The sequence below is a fragment of the Lichenicoccus sp. genome, assembly GCF_965277665.1.
Lineage (GTDB): Bacteria > Pseudomonadota > Alphaproteobacteria > Acetobacterales > Acetobacteraceae > Lichenicoccus.
The window spans coordinates 3,121,959-3,140,543 of sequence record NZ_OZ255835.1; the positions used below are offsets into that span (position 1 = coordinate 3,121,959).

The following is an 18,585-nucleotide window of genomic DNA, read 5'->3' on the forward strand; positions in this document are numbered from 1 at the left end:
GAGCCTGAGTTCAGGCCGCCGTCAGGGCCTGGATCTCGGCCTGCAGCGCGTCGAGCGCGAACGGCTTCATCAGCACACGGGCCTCGGGATCGAGCGCCAGGCGGGTGGCCGGCTCGCCCAGGAAGCCGGTGGTGAACAGCACCTTGAGGCCGGGCTGGCGACGTCGTGCCGCGTCGGCGAGTTGCTGGCCATTCATGCCGGGCAGCACGATGTCGGTCACCAGCAGGTCGACATGCAGGTCCGATTGCACGAAGCGCAGCGCGGTCGGGCCGTCCGCGGCCTCGTAGGTCACGTAGCCACGGCCACGCAGCCACTCGGTGACGAGGCAACGCAGCGCCGCCTCGTCTGCAACCACCAGCACCGTGCCCATCCGGGGCTGGCCCGGACCCGCCTTGGGGTTGCCTGCGGTCTGCAAGCGGTTGGGCAGATAGAGGCAGATCGTGGTGCCGGCGCCGGGTTCGCTGTCGATGCGCGCATGGCCGTCGGCCTGCCGGACGAAGCCGTGCACCATGGCAAGGCCGAGGCCGGTGCCCTGGCCGACCGGCTTGGTGGTGAAGAACGGATCGAAGGCGCGCGCCACCACATCGGGGGCCATGCCGCCGCCGGTATCGGTCACCCAGAGTGCCACGTAGTGGCCGACATGCACGTCGGCGTGTCGCGCCACGTACTCCTCGTCGAAACTGACGTTCGCGGTCTGGATGGTGAGCCGGCCGCCGGCCGGCATCACGTCGCGCGCATTGATGCACAGGTTGAGCAGGGCGTTCTCGAGCTGGTTGACGTCGCACAAGGTGCTGCCGATCCCGCCGTCCAGCACCAGCCTGACCGGGATCGCCGGGCCCATGGTGCGGACGATCAGGTCCTCCATGCCGGTGACCAGGGCATTGATGTCCACCTCTTGCGGGCTGAGCACCTGCACCCGGGCGAAGGTCAGCAGCCGCTGGGTCAGCGCGGTGGCGCGGCTCACCGACCGCCGGGCACTGCCGGCATGGCGGGTCAGGTCACGCAGCGCCGCCTCCTCGAGCCCGGCCCGGGGAAGGCCGCCCGCGAGGATGGCCGCCTGCATCATCTCCAGGCTGATGCTGATAATGGTGAGCAGGTTGTTGAAGTCATGCGCGATGCCACCGGTCAGCTGGCCGAGCGCCTCCATCTTCTGCGACTGCCGCAGCGTCCGCCCGGTGCTCTCGTGCTCCGACACCTCGGCCTGCAGGCTGCCGAGCGCTGCCTCCAGCGCCGCCGTGCGGTCGCCGACCAGCGCCTCCAGCCCGTCGCGGTGGCGTGCGACTCGGCCTCGATCTGCTTGCGCCCGGTGATGTCGAGCGCAATGCCGGTCAGCGTCGCAGGCCGTCCGGACTGGCGCAGCAGGCGTCCACGATGCTCGATCCAGCGCTCGCTGCCGTCCGGGCGGCGGGCGCGGAACTGCGCGTTGAAGCTGCTGTCATCGGCGAGCGTGCGCGCCAGCTTGAGCAGGTAGGCCGCGCGGTCGTCGGACGGCATCGCGCCCAGCATCTGCTCGAAGGTCAGCCTGGCCTCCGGCGGCAGTCCGAACTGCGCGCCCATGATGGCGGACGCATGCAGGCGGCCCGCCGCCGGATCGATCTCCCAGGTGCCGAGCGACCCGGCGGCCAGGGCGAACCCGAGCCGGTCCTCGACACGCCGCAGCGTCGCCTGCGTGCGGCGCAAGGCCTCGGCTGTGATGGCGCGCCTTGCCTCGGCGGCCAGCGCCAGGTCCGCCTCGGTCCAGCGCCTGGAGCGGCCTTCGACGACCTGCCTCCAGGCCTCGAACGACTTGCGTGGCGTCAGCCGCCCGGGATCGGGCCCAGGTTTGATCCCGCGATCGGCCAGCTTGTCCGGATTGCCGGCCCAGACCACGGCCTGCTGCTGCTCCGGGCGGAACCAGAGGATCGCATCGTCGCTCGCCGGTGACAGCGGCTGCAGCAGGACACCGGACCCGTCCCGCCTGCAGGCGGCAAGATCGGGATGGCGCAGGGTCAGGTCGTCCAGCGCCAGCAGGGCACCGTTCGCGGCCTCGAACAGCACCGACAGCGCCCGGCCGGCATCCGCCGCCTCCGGGGTCTGGCCGAGGCAGCGCACCTCGCCGTCGATACGCAGCATCGCGCCGTCCGCCGCGACCAGGCCGAGCAGGTCGGCGCCGATCGCCGCCACCGCGTCGACCAGGAGCCCGTCGCTCTGCAGCCGGCCGGCGAGCGAGGCGGTGACGCCGCCCTGCCTGCGCCGTCGCCGCTCGATGTCGGCGTCGCCGAGGCTGCCCAGAAGCATCGACAGGACCTGGCTGATGATGTCCACCGACGCGCGAAGCTCGGCGTCCATCCAGTACGGGGAGTCGTGGTGGCAGGCGATCAGCCCCCAGAGTCCCGGCTGGCCGTCGGCCTCCGGCCCAAGCTGGGGCGAGGACAGCGCGATGCTGCACGAGGCGCCGACGCCCATGTTGCGGAGGTATTCGAGATGCACCGGCGAGACGCTGCGCCAGGTGCAGCAGGTCATGTCCAGCGGCGCGTCGTCCGAGAGGTCGCGGGACACGAGCATCGGCACCGGTTCGGCGTGCACGTCGGCGATCAGCCGGACCCGCTGCTGGAGGAACATCCGCCGGGCCTGCAGCGGGATGTCGGTCGCCGGATAGTGCAGGCCTAGGAACCCCTTGAGGTGCGGCGCGCGGGTTTCGGCGACCACCTCGCCATGCAGGTCAGGGTCGAAGCGGTAGATCATGACCCGGTCGTAGCCGGTCAGCTGCCTGATCTCGCGCGCCGCGATCTCGAACAGCTCGGCCTGGTCGATGGCCTGCGTCAGGCTCGCCAGCACCGCCTGTGCCGTGCCGATCGGCGAACTCAGCGCCGCGGGTGCGACCGCCGGCTCCAGCTCCACGCACATCATGCGGCCGGACCGATGCACCCGCGCCTGCAGCACCCTGCCGCCGGCCTCGTCGAACGCGAGGACGTTGCTCGGCGCGTAGGCATAGCGCTCGGTCGCGGCGACCAGCGCCTCTGCCGGCGCGTCGCCCAGCACCTCGGCCAGCGTCCGACCGAGTGCCGCGGCGGCCGTCATGCCGACGAAGCCTTCGAGGTTGGCGCTGGCCTGGACCACCAGCAGGTCGTGCGGCCGGACGACGAGGAGGGCGCCTTGCGGCTGGATCGCACCCGGGATGTGGACCGGCTCGGTGTCGCAGCCCGACAGGTCGGGCTGCGACACCGGCCAGGGACCAGGCGACGGCAGCGTCTCGCGGACGGTCAGCGCGGCGGAGCCCGAAACGCGCGCCGTGTGATGGCGGAGCCGGCGAGACAATGTCCACGCACGATGATCGCTCCCGGGAGGGACCGGGATCATCGACGCTAGAATGGCAAAAGTAAAAGTCTATGTGCGACGCAAGGGAGCGCGGCCAGGGCAGGACGGCGCAACGGCGCGCGCGACCTCAAGACGCTTAGCAGGGTGCTGAAAAACCCGAGAACGATGCAGTCGCTATGAAACCAAAGCAGGCCAAGGGCTCCGCCCCTGGACCCCATCAAAGGCTAGCCTTTGAAATCCCTGTATTTTTAGAATCGGGGTCTGGGGCCTTCGGCCCCAGCGGGACCAGGGCAGCGCCCTGACGTTGCTTTTTCAGCAGCCTGTTAGGGCTCATGCGGATGTGGCGGTGGTGATCGCCGGGAACACGATGCTTTTTCGGTGGATTTGCAGGAGAACCGCCTTATACGGTAGGTTTCAATCCTACTTAATACCACGGAATCAGATCATGCGCTCGACGCAGCAACTCAGCATCACCCTGCCGATCGAGATGGCCGAGATGGTGAAGGCCAAGGTGGCGACCGGGGACTACGCCACGGAAAGCGAAGTGATCCGCGACGGGCTGCGTGCCCTGGCAGCCCGGGACAAAGCGGTGGAGAGCTGGCTTCGAGAGAGCGTTGTTCCGGCGGCTGAAGCCCTAAAGGCCGATCCAGGCCGGGCGTTTAGTGCGGATGCTGTACGCACGCACCTGGCGGCCAGACGCAAGCGTGCCCGCTCGGCGTGAGCTATGCGGTTCGGTTCTCGCCTGAGGCCATGGCCCAATTGGACGCGATCGAGGACTACATTATAGACGACCAGTGTGTGGATGAGTAGTGAATGAGCTTTGTCCACACCGCCTAGGTGTTGCCGCTCCCGACCCGCTGCATCCAGTCGTCCAGCACGTCGGCGAGCGTGCGGTCCCACGCGATCTCCGGGGCCCAGTCCAGCAGCGCCCGGGCGCGCGATGCATCGCCGATGGCACGCGGGATGTCGCTCGGGCGCATGCGTGCCGGATCGGCCTCGATCGCGGGGGTGATACCGGCCAAGGCGAGCAGGTCGTCGAGCAGCGCGCCGATCCGGCGCGGCGTTCCGGACGCCAGGTTGAGGATGGTCCCGTTCGGCAGCGTCCGCACCCGGGCCAGGGTGAGCGCATAGGCACGCGCCACGTCGCGCACGTCCAGGAAGTCGCGCTCCGGATCGAGATTGCCGACCTGCAGCACGGGCGGGTGCAGGCCGCGGGCGATCATCGCCACCTGATGGGCGAAGGCGGGCAGGGCGAACGCATCCGACTGCCCGGGCCCCGCCTGGTTGAACGGCCGCAGCCGCACCACGTGCAGGGCCGGCCCGGCGATGGCGCCCAGCGCCAGGTCGGCCGCCGCCTTGGTCGCGCCATAGACGTTCATCGGCGCCAGCGCCGCGCGCTCGTCGAGCGGAATGCCGCCGGTGAAGGAGCGTCCGTAGGCGTCGCCGGACGACACATGCACCAGCGCCGCCCCGGGCACGCACCGGACCAGCGCATCGGCCAGTGCCAGCGTGCCATGCAGGTTGACCCGCCAGGCCATGGCCGGGTCGCTGCCCGCCGCGCCGATCGCGGCGATCGCGGCCAGGTGGATGCAGGCGTCCGGCCGCACGTCGCGGACCCGTGCCGCCACCGCGTCGGCGTCGGTCAGGTCGCAGTCCAGCGGCACCAGTTCGGCATCCGGCAGGATCGACGCCACGGCCGGCTGGAGATGACGCCCGGAAAAGCCGGTGAGACCGGTGGCGAGGATGCGCCGCGGCGGCAACGCGCGGTCCTCAGCCCCGGCGTGAGCGGTGGCGCGCGAGATCGGCTTCGACCATCTCGGCGATCATCGTCTCGAGGCCGGTGGTGGCCTCCCAGCCGAGCCTGCGCTTGGCCTTGCCGGCATCGCCGAGCAGCACATCGACCTCGGCCGGGCGCATCAGGGACTGCGCGCTGACCACGTGGTCCTGGTAGTTCAGGCCGGCATGCGAAAAGGCGATCCGGCACAGCTCGCGGATCGAGGTGGTGCGGCCGGTCGCGACCACGTAGTCGTCGGCCACATCCTGCTGCAGCATCAGCCACATGGCGCGAACATAGTCTCGCGCGTGGCCCCAGTCGCGCGTCGCCTCGAGGTTGCCGAGCTGCAGCTCGCTGGCCAGGCCGAGCTTGATGCGGGCGACGCCGTCGGTGACCTTGCGGGTCACGAACTCGATGCCGCGGAGCGGACTCTCGTGGTTGAACAGGATGCCCGACGAGGCGTGCAGCCCGAAGCTCTCGCGGTAGTTCACCGTCATCCAGTGCGCGTAGAGCTTGGCGACCGCATAGGGCGAGCGCGGGTAGAACGGGGTCTTCTCGCTCTGCACCGTCTCCTGGATCAGGCCGTACATCTCCGACGACGAGGCCTGGTAGAAGCGCGCCGCCGGCCGCACGATCCGGACCGCCTCCAGCACGTTGGCCGCCCCGATGCCGGTCGCCTGGCCGGTCAGCAGCGGCTGCTGCCAGCTGGCGGCAACGAAGCTCTGTGCGCCCAGGTTGTAAACCTCGTCGGGCTCGACCTCGCCCATGATCCGTATCAGGCTCGACAGGTCGAGCAGGTCGCCGTCCACCAGCTCGACCCGGTCGAGCACGCCCAGCCAGCGCAGGCGCTCGCTGACCCTGTCCGCCGAGGCGGACCGTCGCGCCAGCCCGACCACGCGATAGGATTTCTCGAGCAGCAGGGCCGCGAGGTAGGCGCCATCCTGGCCGGTGATGCCGGTGATCAAGGCTGTGGACATGCGGGTTCCTGGTTCATCCTGCGGGTCGGCAAGCGAGTAGAGCAAGTGCCGGTTTCGAGCAAATTCCGGCCGCCGGGCCGGTTGCCGCCCGGACGAAAACACCTATTCAACGAAAGCGCGCAAAGCCGGATGTCAGGCGCTGCTTCGTGCTATCAGCAAGGAGCCGCCGACGGGCGGTCCGACCCTGCCCTCCGACGTGGGCGCGGGGCTGCCGTCGAACCTGTTCCGGACCATGACCGCCCATGAGCAAGTCTATCGTCGCGCGCGCCAACGGCCTGATGTTTGCCGTCTTCGGGGTCATCCTGCTGCTGATCGCCGGCCTGACCTGGAACCAGATCGATGCGGCCCGGGGCGCCCGTGTGTGGTCGCAACATGCCGACGAGGTCCTGAGCACCATCCAGAGCCTGGATCTCGCGGCGCACGACGCCGAGACCGGCCAGCGCGGCTTCCTGCTCACCGGCGACGACGACTACCTGGTGCCGTACGAACAGGCGCTCGGCCGGATCACCTTCCTGCAGGGCGACCTGCAGCGCCTGACGGCGGACAACGCGATCGAGCAGGACCGCCTGCGTCAGCTGTCCCCGGTGCTGCAGCGCAAGCTCGAGGAACTCGCGCAGACGGTGCAGTTGCGGCGCGACGGCAATACCCACGACGCCATGCGGATCATGCTCAACAAGTCCGGCCTGCGCTACATGCAGCGCATCTCGTCGATCCTCGGCGCGATGACCGTGGACGAGCGCGGCCTGCTGGCGGACCGGCTTTCGAGCACGGGCCGGCACGGGCTGCGGTTCCGGATGCTCCTGTTGGCCGGCATCGCGCTGGCGCTGGTGGCGCTGGTGTGGGGCGCGCGGCTGCTGAACCGGGCCTGGTCCGTGACCTCCCGGCTGGAGGCGGAACAGCGCACCGTCGCGCTGCGGCTGCACACCTCGCTCGACAGCCTGAGCCAGGGTGTCGCGGTGTTCGGCGCCGACCGCCGCCTGACCGACTGGAACCCGTGCTTCCAGCAGCTCCTGGCGCTGCCGAAAGCCATGCTGCGGTTGGGCAGTCCGTACGCCGCGTTCGTCGACTACACCGCCGCCGAGGCCCGGACGCCGGAGGATGCGGCCGGCGCTGCGCCGACGACCGGCTTCCTGGAGAGCGAGACACAGATCAGGCACGGCCTGAGCCGTGCCGGCGAGCCGGTGATCTATGAACGCAGCCGGGCCGACGGCCACCACCTCGAACTGCGCCGCACGCCGATGCCCGATGGCGGCTTCGTGCTCACCATTACCGACATGACCAAGCGCGCTCAGGCCGAGGCGGTGCTGCGCGAGGCGCAGAAGATGCAGGCGATCGGCCAGCTCACCGGCGGCATCGCGCACGATTTCAACAACCTGCTCACCGTGATCCTCGGTAACCTCGAGATCACCCGCGCCAGGCTGCCCGGGGATGCGGCGCTGCAGGGCCGTATCGAACGCGCGACCTGGGCTGCCCAGCGCGGCGCCACCCTCACCGCGCAGTTGCTGGCCTTCGCGCGCAAGCAGCCGCTGGCCCCCAAGCCGATCGACATCGCGCTCACCATCCCCGAGCTGATCCCGCTGCTGCGGCGCACGCTCGGCGAGCATATCGACGTCCGCTACGTGGAAACCGCGGGCCTGTGGCCGGCGATGGCGGACGCGGCCCAGCTCGAGAGCGCGGTGCTCAACCTTGCGCTGAACGCCCGCGACGCGATGCCGGGCGGCGGCCGGCTGACCATCGAGCTTGCCAACAAGGTGCTCGACGAGACCTATGCCCGCCAGCATGCCGAGGTCGAGGCCGGCGACTACGCCATGCTGGCGGTCTCGGATACCGGGCACGGCATGAGCCGCGAGGTGGCCGGGCGGGTGTTCGAGCCGTTCTTCACCACCAAGCCGGACGGCCGCGGCACCGGGCTCGGCATGGCGATGGTGTTCGGCTTCGTCAAGCAATCGGGCGGCCACGTGAAGATCTACTCGGAGCCCGGCGAGGGCACCACGGTGCGTCTCTACCTGCCACGCGCGGCCAAGGCGCCGGCGATGCAGCCTGCCAGCGCGCCGGTCGACCTGCCGGCCGGGACCGCAACCATCCTGGTGGTGGAGGACGAGCCCGCCGTGCGCGAGATCTCGGTCGCGATCCTTGCCGACCTCGGCTACCGCGTCCTGGAGGCGGCCGACGGCGAGGAGGGCCTGCTTGTGTTCGGCGCCCACGCCAACGAGATCGACCTGCTGCTGACCGACGTGGTGCTGCCGGGCAAGGTGCGTGGACGCGCGCTGGCCGAGCAGATCAGCGCCATCCGGCCGGCGACGAAGGTGATCTACATGTCCGGCTACACCGAGAATTCGATCGTGCATCACGGCCGGCTGGATGACGGGGTGCATCTGATCGCCAAGCCGTTCAAGCGCGAGCAGCTGGCGCGCAAGATCGCCGATGTCCTGGCCGAGACGACCGCCGACCAGGCCAGCCCCGCTGCCGGCGACAAGGCGGCCGGCAGCAACATCGTCGAGATGAAGCCGCGCCGGCAGCAATAGTGGATCAGGTGCCCCTGCCGAACTGGAGCCGTGCGACCGTGTGCGAGGACCGATCCCCGATGAGCGACCTGCGCAGAGGCCAGCCGCGTGAGTGACAGCCAGACCCGGGACGACGCGCTCAGCCGTCGGATCCTCGACAGCGCGATCGACTACGCGATCATCAGCTTCGACCTCAACGGCCTGGTCACCAGCTGGAACGACGGCGCGAGACGCATCCTCGGCTGGAGCGAGGCGGAGATGCTGGGCACCTCCGCGGAGCGCCTGTTCACGCCCGAGGACGTGGCCGCCGGCGTGCCGGAGAGCGAGATGGGCAACGCGCTGCGGCATGGCCGCGGCAACGATGAACGCTGGCACGTCAAGCGGGACGGCGTGCGCTTCTGGGCGTCGGGCGAGATGATGGCGCTGCGCGACGATGCCGGTGCCATCGACGGCTTCATCAAGATCATGCGCGACCGCACCGAGCAGCGCATGGCGGTCCGCGCGCTGCGCGAGAGCCGCGAGCGCATCGAGACCGCGCTCGATACCGGGCTGGTCGGCTTCTTCGACTGGGACGTCCCGTCCGGCCTGATGCGCGGCGATGCGTCCTTCGCCACCTTCCACGGCGTCGATCCGCAAGTGGCCGAGGACGGCATCCCGATACGCGACCTCGTGGGCCACCTGCATCCCGATGACCGGATCAGGGCGAGGGAGACGGTGCGACGGTCCCAGACCGGCATCGACGACTATTCCGAGCAGTTCCGGGTGCGGCAACGCGACGGCGAGACGCGATGGATCCTGGTGCGCGGCCGGTGCTACGAACGCGACGGTCACCGGGCGCGGCGCTACACCGGCATCACCATCGACATCACCGCATCCCGGTCGGCCGAGCAGGCGCTGCAGGCGAGCGAGGAGTTCAACCGCCGCATCCTCGCCAGCTCGAACGACTGCATCAAGGTGCTCGACCTCGAGGGCAGGCTGCTCTTCATCAGCGACGGCGGCATGCGTGCCCTGGAGATCGATGATCTCGCATCCGTCGCGGGCTGCTTCTGGCCGAACTTCTGGCGGCACGAGGAGAACCGCGACGCGCGCATGGCGGTCGAGACGGCGAGGCTCGGCGGCGTCGGCCGCTTCAACGGCTACGCCGATACGATGAAAGGCGTCAGCCGCTACTGGGACGTGGTCGTGACCCCGATGCTGGGGGCCGACGGCCAGCCCGAGAAGCTGCTGGCGATCTCGCGCGACATCACCGAGCAGCGGCAGGCCAGCGAGCGCATCGAGCTGGCGCTGGAGGCGGGCGCGGTCATCGGCACCTTCCTGTGGGATGTGTCCGCCGACCGGTTGAGCGGCGACAGCCGCTTTGCCCGCATCTTCGCGATGGATCCCGCCGTGCTCGCCCGCGGCCTGCCGCTCAGCAGCATCCTCGATGCCATCCATCCGGACGACCATGCAGAGGTCGAGAGCCGGATCGCCGAGGCCGTAGCAGCCGGATCCCGCTACCGGGCCGAATACCGGGTCCGGCAGCATGACGGCGCCTGGCTCTGGGTCGAGGCGAACGGTAACTGCGAACAGGATGCCAGCGGCGCGCCGCGGCGCTTCCCCGGCATCCTGTTCGATATCGACGGCCGCAAGCGCCACGCTTTGCGCCAGGCCGCCGAGCTCGAGCTGGGTGACCGGCTGCGCGACGTGCGCGACACCGCCGCGATGGCCGAGATCCTGGCCGAGGTCCTGGGGCGCACCCTGAACGTCCGCCGCGCGGGCTATGGCCGCCTCGACCGGAACCGCCGCGATCTCATCATCGAGGGCGACTGGTGCGCCGACGCCTCGATCAGCAGCGCGGCCGGGCGGCACCGCTTCAGCACCTACGGCAAGTTCCTCGATGACCTGCTGCGCGGCGAGATCGTCGCCATCCCCGATGTCGGCGAGGATCCGCGCACACGGGCGCATGCCGCATCGTTGCGCGAGCTGCAGATCGAGAGCCTGCTGAACGTGCCGCTGATGGAACGCGGGCAGCTGGTCGCCGTGCTGTTCCTGCACGATACGCTTACACGGAGCTGGTCCGTGGCCGAGATCGCCTTCATCCGGACGATTGTCGACCGGACCTGGGCGGCGGCCCAGCGGGTGCGCGCCGAGGCCGATTTGCGCCGCCTGAACGAGACCCTGGAGGCGGAGGTCGGCGAGCGCACCCGCGAGCGCGACCTGGTCTGGCGGGTCAGTCCGGACCTGTTCGTCGCCTGCGGCCATGACGGCCGCTTGTGCAGCGTCAACCCGGCCTGGACCGAGGCGCTCGGCTACGCGGCGGCCGAACTGCTCGGCCTGCGCTTCGATGCCTTGCTGCACCCCGACGATCTCGCCTCGACCCGGGCTGCGCTGGAGCGCCTGCGCGGCGGCGAGCCGGTGCGCGACCTCGACACGCGGGTGCGCGCACGCAGCGGCTCGTATCGCTGGTACAGCTGGACCTGCCTGGCCGACGGTGACGAATTCTATGCCGCCGGCCGCGACATGACCGCCCGCAAGAGTCTCGAGGAGCAGTTGCGGCAAAGCCAGAAGATGGAAGCCGTCGGACAGCTCACCGGCGGCCTGGCGCACGACTTCAACAACCTGCTGACCGGCATCGTCGGCAGCCTCGAGCTGCTGCAGACCCGCATCGACCAGGGCCGCGTCGGCGACCTCGCCCGCTACGTCAATGCGGCGCAGGGTGCGGCCAACCGGGCGGCGGCGCTGACCCACCGGCTGCTCGCCTTTTCGCGCCGGCAGACCCTGGACCCCCGAACGGTGGATGCCGACGCCCTGGTCGACGGCATCGAGGAGCTGATCCGGCGCACCGTCGGCCCGGGGATCGACCTGCTGGTGGTAAAGACGCCCGACCTGTGGTCGACGCTGTGCGATCCAAACCAGCTCGAGAACGCCCTGCTCAACCTGTGCATCAATGCCCGCGATGCGATGCCGGGCGGCGGCCGGCTGACCATCGAGACCGCCAACCGCCTGGTGGATCCGTATGCGGCGCACATGCGCGATCTTGTTGCCGGGCGCTACGTGGCGCTGAGCGTGACCGATACCGGCGCCGGCATGCCGCCGGAGGTGGTCGAGCGCGCCTTCGATCCGTTCTTCACCACCAAGCCGCTCGGCCAGGGTACCGGCCTCGGCCTCTCGATGATCTACGGCTTCGTCAAGCAGTCGGGCGGGCAGATCCGCATCCACAGCACGGTGGGCGACGGCACCGGCGTCACGCTCTACCTGCCCTGCCACGATGGCGCAGCGGACGCGGACGCGGCGGCGGCGGCCCTGGCCGAGGCGCCGCGCGCCAGCGACGGCGAGACGGTGCTGGTGGTGGATGACGAGCCCACCGTGCGCATGCTGGTGGTCGAGGTGCTCTCGGAGCTCGGCTATCGTGCGGTCGAGGCGTCCGATGGACCGTCCGGCCTGCGCATCCTGCAATCGGGCCGCAGCATCGACCTGCTGGTCACCGATGTCGGGCTGCCGGGCGGCATGAACGGCCGCCAGCTCGCCGACGCGGCCCGGGTCGGCTCGCCCGCGCTCAAGGTGCTGTTCATCACCGGCTACGCCGAGAACGCCGTGGTCGGCCGCGGCATGCTCGAGCCCGGCATGCAGATCATGAGCAAGCCGTTCAGCATGGAGTCCCTGGCCACCCGGATACGCGAGATCCTGACGCAGGGCTGACCGACGAAACCTCTGGTGCTGCCTGCCACCGGCCCCCAAATGCAGCGCTGCACAGAAGGAGCAGGACGATGCCGGACATGTTGCCTGATCATCGCGATGCGTCATCCGGCCAGGCGGCGGTCTCGCGCAACCCGGCCACGGGCGAGGTCTTCGCGCACTATCCGTATGACGATGCAGCCGCGATCGAGCGGCGGCTCGCAGCGGCGCAAACCGGCTACCGCGCCTGGCGCGAGACCCCGGTCGCGCAACGCGCCGCCGTGCTGGCAAGGCTGGCCGGGATCCTGGAGCGCGATGTCGAGGCGCTGGCCGCGCTGATCACCGCCGAGATGGGCAAGACCCTGGCCGAGGCGCGCGCCGAGGTCCGCAAATGCGCCAACACCGCGCGCTGGTTCTCCGAGCACGGGCCGGCACTCATCGCCGACGAACCGGCACCGGTCGAGGGTGAAGACGTCTATGTCGCCTACCTGCCGATCGGCACCGTGCTCGGCATCATGCCGTGGAACTTCCCGTTGTGGCAGGCGATCCGCGCCGCCGTGCCGATCACGCTCGGCGGCAATGGCTTCCTGCTCAAGCATGCCCCCAACGTGATGGGCTCGGCCTACGCGCTGGAGGCCGCATGGCTGCAGGCGGGCGCCCCTGCCGGCGTGTTCGGCGTGGTCAATGTCGACAACGACCCGGTCGAGGCGATCATCGGCGATCCGCGCATTGCCGCCGTCACCCTGACCGGCAGTCCGCGCGCCGGCAGCGCGGTCGCCGCCCTGGCGGGTCGCGCGCTGAAGAAGTCGGTGCTGGAGCTGGGCGGGTCGGACCCCTTCGTCGTGCTGGCCGATGCCGACATCGAGCGCGCGGTCGCAGCCGCACTCGGCGGCCGGTTCGGCAATTGCGGCCAGGTCTGCCTCGCCGCCAAGCGGTTCATCCTGGAGCAGCCGATCGCCGGCGACTTCACCCGCAGGTTCGTGGACGCGGCCCGCAATCTGGTGGCCGGCGATCCCACCGACCCCGCCACCACCATCGGCCCGATCGCGCGCGAGGATCTGCGCGAGACGCTTGACCAGCAGGTGCAAAAGGCGATCGCGCAGGGCGCCCGCGTGCTGCTCGGCGGCCACAGGCGCCAGGGGCCGGGCTGGTTCTACGAGCCGACCATCCTCGCCGACCTGGGACCCGGCAACACCGCGTTCGACGAGGAGATGTTCGGCCCGGTGGCCGCCATCATCGTGGCAAGCGACGCCGAGCATGCGCTCACGCTCGCCAACGCCACCGAATACGGGCTGAGCTCGAACCTCTGGACCCGCGACATCGACGGCGCCAAGCGCCTGGCCCGGCGCATCGAGGCAGGCGGCGTGTTCATCAACGGCTTCACCGCGTCCGACCCGCGCACGCCGGTCGGCGGCGTCAAGCGCAGCGGCTACGGCCGCGAGCTGTCGCATTTCGGCATCCGCGAGTTCGTCAACGCGCAGGTCGTCTGGACCCGGAAGGGCTGAGGTCCGGCTACAGAGTCTGCGCGGACCGCTCCAGGCGGGACCGCACGCCCACCGACACCATGCAGGCTGCATAGCCGAGCGCCGCGACGAACCAGACCGCGCCGGGCATGTCCAGGCGCGTTGCGCCGAACGCCAGCGTCGCCAGGATCGGTCCGAGCACGCCCGAGAGGCTGTTGAGGCTCGCAAGGCTGCCCTGCAATTCGCCCTGCCGGTCCTCGCCCACTTCGCGTGACATGGCGCTCTGCAGCGCGGGCGTTCCGACACCGGAGGCGCCGAACAGCGGCGTGATGGCGAAGGGCATCCAGCCGCGGCGGGCGATGCCCATCAGGGCGCAGGCCGCCACATCCAGACCCAGCCCGATCAGCAGGGTGCGCCGCTCGCCCAGGGAACGGGTCATCGGGCCGGGGAGCAGCATCTGCGCCAGTGCGAACAACAGCCCGAACCAGGCGAACGACCAGCCGACGAGTGCAGGCCCCCAGCCGTAGCGGGCCTGCCCGTACAGCACCCACAGCGAGCCCGGGATCTGGGCGAGCAGGCAGAGCATGGCGTAGAGCGCGATGAGCGGCGCCAGCCCCGGCAGGCTGCCAATCCAGCGCAGCGAAGCGAAGACGTTGAGTTGCGCCAGCCGCACCGGCGGACGCACGGCGCCGTGCGGTCGCCGCGGCTCCGGCAGCAGGAAAACCGCGAGCAGCAGGTTGAGGCCGTTGAAGCCCGCCGCCAGCAGGAAGGGCAACACCGGCGACATCTGGCCGAAGCTGCCGCCCAGCGCCGGCCCGGCGATCCAGCCCACGCCGAGCGCCGCATTCATGGTGCCATAGCGGCCGGAGCGTTCCTCCTGTGGCGTCAGGTCGGCAATCATCGCGGAGACGACGGCGAGGTTGGCGGCGGTCATGCCGCCGATCAGGCGTGCTGCGAACAGCAGCCAGAGCGATAGCGCAAAGCCGGTCAGCAGGTAGTCCACGGTCCCGCCGGCCAGCGACAGCAGCAGGATGGGGCGTCGTCCGAACCGGTCGCTCAGCGCGCCCAGAACCGGGGCGAACAGGAACTGCATCGCGGCGAAGGCGGCAACCAGCAGGCCGTACTGCAGGACCACCGGGCCGCCTCCCGCCAGCCGCCGGAGCAGCGTGGGCAGGATCGGAATGATCAGGCCGACGCTGGTCGCGTCGATGAAGGCTGCCAGATACAGCACGGCCATCGCGCGCCTCATCAAGACTCCCGGTCGGCGAGCTTCGCCAAGGGCGCGCTATAGCAGCATTCGACCGTATGCCAACGCGGGCGGTGCCATGTCGTGCATGAAGCCCGCTTATGAATGACGAACAACCAGGGGGCAGGCCACTGGAAGTCCATTTCAGGCGTACGAGCGCAATCTTGTGTGTTACAGTCTCGTCAGCTTGGGTACGCTGGAGCCCGCTTTTCGTTTCGGGTGGATTGAATGCCGCAAATCAAATGGAGCAAGTCCCTGGTCCGGGGAACTGAGCGCCGCCGGACGTTCACGAGTTGGCAAATCCCGCAGGATATTAGGTCGGCTCACGATATCCGGGACGGCGATTATCTAGATGCCACCGTACATTTCGGCCGGCGTCAGGTTCGCGGCAGTTTCCTTGTCACTAGCGGTGGCGAGCTTTCTGTTCGCACCAGGATCGCCGCGGACATACAGAAATACGCGTTGCAGGCTTCCGCAAGAACGATCTCGTTCAGCATGGAAGATTTCCTGACCGCTGTCGTCGATCCCGACGAGGGATCGGATGTCCCCGAAACCGAGCGGGCCGCGCTGATAGCCGCACGGATAGGACAGGGCAACTTTCGTGACGACCTGATGCGGATCTACGAGAACAGATGCGCTGTCACGAACGTCGACGTGCCCGCATTGCTGAGAGCGTCCCACATCAAGCCCTGGAGCAAGAGCAGCAACGCGGAGCGCCTGGATCCTGAAAACGGCATCCTGCTCGTTGCAACTCTGGATGCAGCCTTCGACGCAATACTCATCTCGTTCGGAGATGATGGGTCGATGCTGTTCCACCCTCAGCTTGGACCAGATCCCACTGCAACTCTCGGTATAAGGCAGGGTAGTCGACTCACTCGTGCGCCGTCCACGAAGCAGGGCTCATTCCTCGGGTCTCATCGCGAGTCTGCTCGCCTGGAGTAGCTCACTCGACAGCGAGTTCTCCACGATCGTGGGATGGCTGTACGCCGATGCTCGGTCTGGTCCTACGGCCTGATACCGACGACGGCGAAGGCCTCCACCAGCGGCGCCGGATCCTCGAACTCGGTCTCGAAGCTGAGCTGCTCGACGCGGTGCGAGGTTAAGGGCCGTTCGCCAGCTTGCTCTCGAGCAGCGCCAGGCGATCCTCCAAGGCATCCATGCGTTCCTCGGCGTGCGCTCGGGTCACCCTGTCGCCAGCGGTGTCCTGGCGCACTCTGGCCACATCCAGGGTCAGCGCGGTCAGTTGTCGCCGGATGACTGCGGTGTCGGTTTTCAGCGCGCCAAGATCGGCCTGGATCGCCCGCAGGGTAGGCATCACCATGTCACTCGGCTGGTCGCTCACTTCGTGCGCTCCTTCGCATCCGGTACGATCTCGGGATAGTCGGCCAGGACGCGCAGCAGCACCAGCGCGTCGTTGGTCACGGGTGCGGTGCCGCGCGCCTGATGCATCGCGAGCCGCTGGACGGTGGCGTCCAGGGCCTCGCGTCTCGTTGCCTCGCTGGCGGTTGATCGGCCCGATCGGCGTCGGTTCCGGCCCGGCCAGCAAAGGTCAGGCGAGCAGGTGCGCGACCCGGACCGGAACCGGCGGATGCGTGTCGTGCACCAGGGAGAACAGCGGATCGGGCGTCAGCGTGCTGGCATTGTCGCGCGCCAGCCGGGTCAGCGCCGAGACCATCGGCGCCGCCCCCACCATCGAACGGGCAAAATCGTCGGCCTGGAACTCGTGCCGGCGCGAGATCGCGCGGCCGAACAGGCCGAGCACCGGGGACGCCGCCGAGGCCAGCATGAAGCCGAGCAGCAGACCCAGCGCCGGGTCGGCGTGTCGCATGCCGAAGCCGGACAGCAGCCAGGGCTGCCGGCACAGCCAGCCGACCACCGCCAGCATCGCGAACAGGGTGACGATGCTGCGCAGCGCGCCGGTCAGGGTATGGCGATGCTTGAAGTGCCCGAGTTCGTGCGCAACGATCGCCTCGATCTCGTCGGGCGCGTGTTTCGCCAGCAGGGTGTCGAACAGCACGATGCGCTTGGTCGGGCCGAAGCCCACGAAGAAGGCGTTGCCCCGGCTGGACCGGCGCGACGCGTCCATCTCGAACAGCCCGTCGGAGCGAAAGCCGCAGCGGGCGAGCAGCGCCTCCAGGCGTGCCGCGAGGTCCCCGTCGAGCGGCGTGAAGCGGTTGAACCAGGGTGCGACGAGGCGGACATAGACGGTCGGCGCGGCCAGCATGAGGACGGTCAGCGCCGCCCAGGTGTAGATCCACCACGGTCCCTTCAGGTCGCGCAGCGCCCACAGGATGCCGGCCGCCAGCGGGCCGCCGATGAGCGCGGTCAGCAGCATCCCCTTGAGCCGGTCACGGATGAACAGGCCGGGGGTCTTGCGGTTGAAGCCGTAGCGCTGCTCCAGCCCGAGGTCGCGCGCCGCCGCCAGCGGCAGCGACACCAGGCTCGAGCCGAGGCCGAGGATGCCGAGGATCACCAGGCTGCGGCCGATCGACGGCGCCATCCAGCCGGACACCAGGCCGGTGACGGCATCGAGCGCCCACAGCAGGGCGACGAAGGTGATGGCCAGATCGGCGGCAGACGCGAACGCGTCGAGGCGCAACCGGTCGCCTGTGTAGTCCGCCGAACGGCGATGGTCCTCGAGCGTCACCGACGCGGCGAAGGCGGCCGGGACCTGCTCGCGATGGCGCCGCACGCAGGCCGCCTGCCGCCGCCCGACATAGAACTCGAACGCCCACCAGGCGGTGCAGAGCGCGAGATAGGCCAGCAGCAGGATCGGCACGGGCAGGATCTCCAGCGTCAGCAACAGGCCGGCCGTGCAGATCTATGGCTTCCAGCCAGGCGGCGAAAGAGGCATGCAGGCCTGGTGTCACCGGGAGGGTTAGCGATGGGCACCAGCGAGATCGAGCGCGCCGGCCACGCCTTCGTCGCCGCGCAGTATGCGCCGCGCGCCCAGGCCTATGTCAGCAGCCCCACCCACAGCAGCGGCGCCGACCTCGACCAGGTCGAGGCGCTGCTACGCGAGACGGGACACGGTGCGCGGGTGCTCGATCTCGGCTGCGGCGGCGGCCATGTCAGCTTCCGCGCGGCGCCGCATGTGGCGCAGGTGGTGGCGTGCGACCTGACGCCCAGCATGCTGGAGGCGGTGGCCGCCGAGGCGCGGGCGCGTGGGCTTGCCAACATCACCGTGCAGCAGGCGGCCGCCGAGCGGTTGCCGTTCGCAGACGGCCGCTTCGACTTCGTGCTGTCGCGTTTCAGCGCGCATCACTGGCACGGCTTCGAGGCCGGGCTGCGCGAGGTGCTGCGGGTGCTCGGGCCCGGCGGACGCGCGGTCTTCATCGACACCGTCACGCCGGCCTCGGCCCTGCTCGACACCTACCTGCAGGCGATCGAGGTGCTGCGCGATGCGTCGCACGTGCGCAACTATACGCTGGCCGAATGGGTGGCGGCGCTGGCGCGTGCGGGTCTGCAGGTCGGCGGGATCACGCCGCGACGGCTGAGGCTGGACTTCACGGCGTGGATCGACCGTACCAGCACCGAGATGCTGCGGACGCAGGCGATCCTCGCGCTGCAGGCGACAGCGCCCGCTGCGGTGCGCGAGCATTTCCGGATCGAACCCGACGGCAGCTTCGAGATCGATACCGTCACCTGCATCGCCGTGGCCGGCTGATCA

13 protein-coding genes are annotated in these 18,585 nt (G+C 69.6%); 6 read left to right on the forward strand and 7 right to left on the reverse strand.

The genetic code is table 11. From position 1 onward, the window contains the following. Positions 1-10: 10 nt before the first annotated feature. Both ACQY4O_RS14550 and ACQY4O_RS14555 read right to left on the reverse strand, forming a co-directional pair. Positions 11-1,195 carry an ATP-binding protein gene (locus ACQY4O_RS14550; protein ID WP_428377070.1) on the reverse strand — a complete coding sequence of 395 codons (1,185 nt, stop codon included), beginning with the start codon at positions 1,193-1,195 and terminating at the stop codon, positions 11-13. Beyond that, entirely contained in the window at positions 1,126-3,339 is a 2,214-nt protein-coding gene (locus tag ACQY4O_RS14555; protein ID WP_428377071.1) for a GAF domain-containing protein, read from the reverse strand. Before ACQY4O_RS14555 ends, ACQY4O_RS14550 begins: the two co-directional genes overlap by 70 nt. 403 nt (positions 3,340-3,742) lie before the next feature. On the opposite strand from ACQY4O_RS14555, the gene ACQY4O_RS14560 reads away from it, so the two are divergent. After that, a complete protein-coding gene (locus tag ACQY4O_RS14560; RefSeq protein ID WP_428377072.1) occupies positions 3,743-4,018 on the forward strand; it encodes a ribbon-helix-helix domain-containing protein in 276 nt (91 codons plus the stop codon). Between the two features lie 112 nt (positions 4,019-4,130). On the opposite strand, the gene ACQY4O_RS14565 is transcribed toward ACQY4O_RS14560, so the two are convergent. After that, positions 4,131-5,057 (reverse strand): GDP-mannose 4,6-dehydratase, encoded by a 927-nt coding sequence (locus ACQY4O_RS14565; protein WP_428377073.1) that lies wholly within the window; start codon positions 5,055-5,057, stop codon positions 4,131-4,133. 10 nt (positions 5,058-5,067) lie between these two features. Beyond that, positions 5,068-6,048: a GDP-mannose 4,6-dehydratase gene (locus ACQY4O_RS14570; RefSeq protein WP_428377074.1), complete on the reverse strand. Its 981-nt coding sequence runs from the start codon at positions 6,046-6,048 to the stop codon at positions 5,068-5,070. A gap of 242 nt (positions 6,049-6,290) precedes the next feature. Between ACQY4O_RS14570 and ACQY4O_RS14575 the strand changes: the two genes are divergently transcribed. From ACQY4O_RS14575 to ACQY4O_RS14585, 3 genes are all read left to right on the forward strand, one after another. Further along, positions 6,291-8,573, forward strand: coding sequence for a CHASE3 domain-containing protein (locus ACQY4O_RS14575; protein ID WP_428377075.1), 2,283 nt, complete (start codon positions 6,291-6,293; stop codon positions 8,571-8,573). 87 nt (positions 8,574-8,660) lie between these two features. Beyond that, positions 8,661-12,230, forward strand: a complete 3,570-nt coding sequence (locus ACQY4O_RS14580; protein WP_428377076.1) for a PAS domain S-box protein — start codon at positions 8,661-8,663, stop codon at positions 12,228-12,230. Positions 12,231-12,298: 68 nt separating this feature from the next. Continuing rightward, a complete protein-coding gene (locus tag ACQY4O_RS14585; protein WP_428377077.1) occupies positions 12,299-13,711 on the forward strand; it encodes an NAD-dependent succinate-semialdehyde dehydrogenase in 1,413 nt (470 codons plus the stop codon). Between the two features lie 7 nt (positions 13,712-13,718). Here ACQY4O_RS14585 and ACQY4O_RS14590 read toward each other — a convergent pair whose 3' ends face one another. Next, a complete protein-coding gene (locus ACQY4O_RS14590) occupies positions 13,719-14,918 on the reverse strand; it encodes a TCR/Tet family MFS transporter (RefSeq protein ID WP_428377078.1) in 1,200 nt (399 codons plus the stop codon). A gap of 225 nt (positions 14,919-15,143) precedes the next feature. Here ACQY4O_RS14590 and ACQY4O_RS14595 point away from each other — a divergent pair, with 225 nt between their 5' ends. Further along, complete coding sequence (locus ACQY4O_RS14595) at positions 15,144-15,857, forward strand: HNH endonuclease (protein ID WP_428377079.1); 714 nt, start codon at positions 15,144-15,146, stop codon at positions 15,855-15,857. A gap of 157 nt (positions 15,858-16,014) precedes the next feature. Here ACQY4O_RS14595 and ACQY4O_RS14600 read toward each other — a convergent pair whose 3' ends face one another. Together ACQY4O_RS14600 and ACQY4O_RS14605 are read right to left on the reverse strand one after the other, a co-directional pair. Then, on the reverse strand, positions 16,015-16,257 hold the full coding sequence (locus ACQY4O_RS14600) for a hypothetical protein (RefSeq protein WP_428377080.1): 243 nt from the start codon (positions 16,255-16,257) through the stop codon (positions 16,015-16,017). A gap of 207 nt (positions 16,258-16,464) precedes the next feature. Continuing rightward, positions 16,465-17,718: a M48 family metallopeptidase gene (locus ACQY4O_RS14605; protein ID WP_428377081.1), complete on the reverse strand. Its 1,254-nt coding sequence runs from the start codon at positions 17,716-17,718 to the stop codon at positions 16,465-16,467. Positions 17,719-17,799: 81 nt separating this feature from the next. On the opposite strand from ACQY4O_RS14605, the gene ACQY4O_RS14610 reads away from it, so the two are divergent. After that, positions 17,800-18,582, forward strand: coding sequence for a class I SAM-dependent methyltransferase (locus ACQY4O_RS14610; protein ID WP_428377082.1), 783 nt, complete (start codon positions 17,800-17,802; stop codon positions 18,580-18,582). Positions 18,583-18,585 lie beyond the last annotated feature (3 nt).

Bases quoted from the DNA above. Each gene is read 5' to 3' on its own strand.
- ACQY4O_RS14595 (WP_428377079.1), top strand. From the start codon at position 15,144: ATGCCGCAAATCAAATGGAGCAAGTCCCTGGTCCGGGGAACTGAGCGC.
- ACQY4O_RS14555 (WP_428377071.1), bottom strand. From the start codon at position 3,339: ATGATCCCGGTCCCTCCCGGGAGCGATCATCGTGCGTGGACATTGTCT.
- ACQY4O_RS14575 (WP_428377075.1), top strand. From the start codon at position 6,291: ATGAGCAAGTCTATCGTCGCGCGCGCCAACGGCCTGATGTTTGCCGTC.
- ACQY4O_RS14590 (WP_428377078.1), bottom strand. From the start codon at position 14,918: ATGAGGCGCGCGATGGCCGTGCTGTATCTGGCAGCCTTCATCGACGCG.
- ACQY4O_RS14610 (WP_428377082.1), top strand. From the start codon at position 17,800: ATGGGCACCAGCGAGATCGAGCGCGCCGGCCACGCCTTCGTCGCCGCG.
- ACQY4O_RS14570 (WP_428377074.1), bottom strand. From the start codon at position 6,048: ATGTCCACAGCCTTGATCACCGGCATCACCGGCCAGGATGGCGCCTAC.
- ACQY4O_RS14585 (WP_428377077.1), top strand. From the start codon at position 12,299: ATGCCGGACATGTTGCCTGATCATCGCGATGCGTCATCCGGCCAGGCG.
- ACQY4O_RS14560 (WP_428377072.1), top strand. From the start codon at position 3,743: ATGCGCTCGACGCAGCAACTCAGCATCACCCTGCCGATCGAGATGGCC.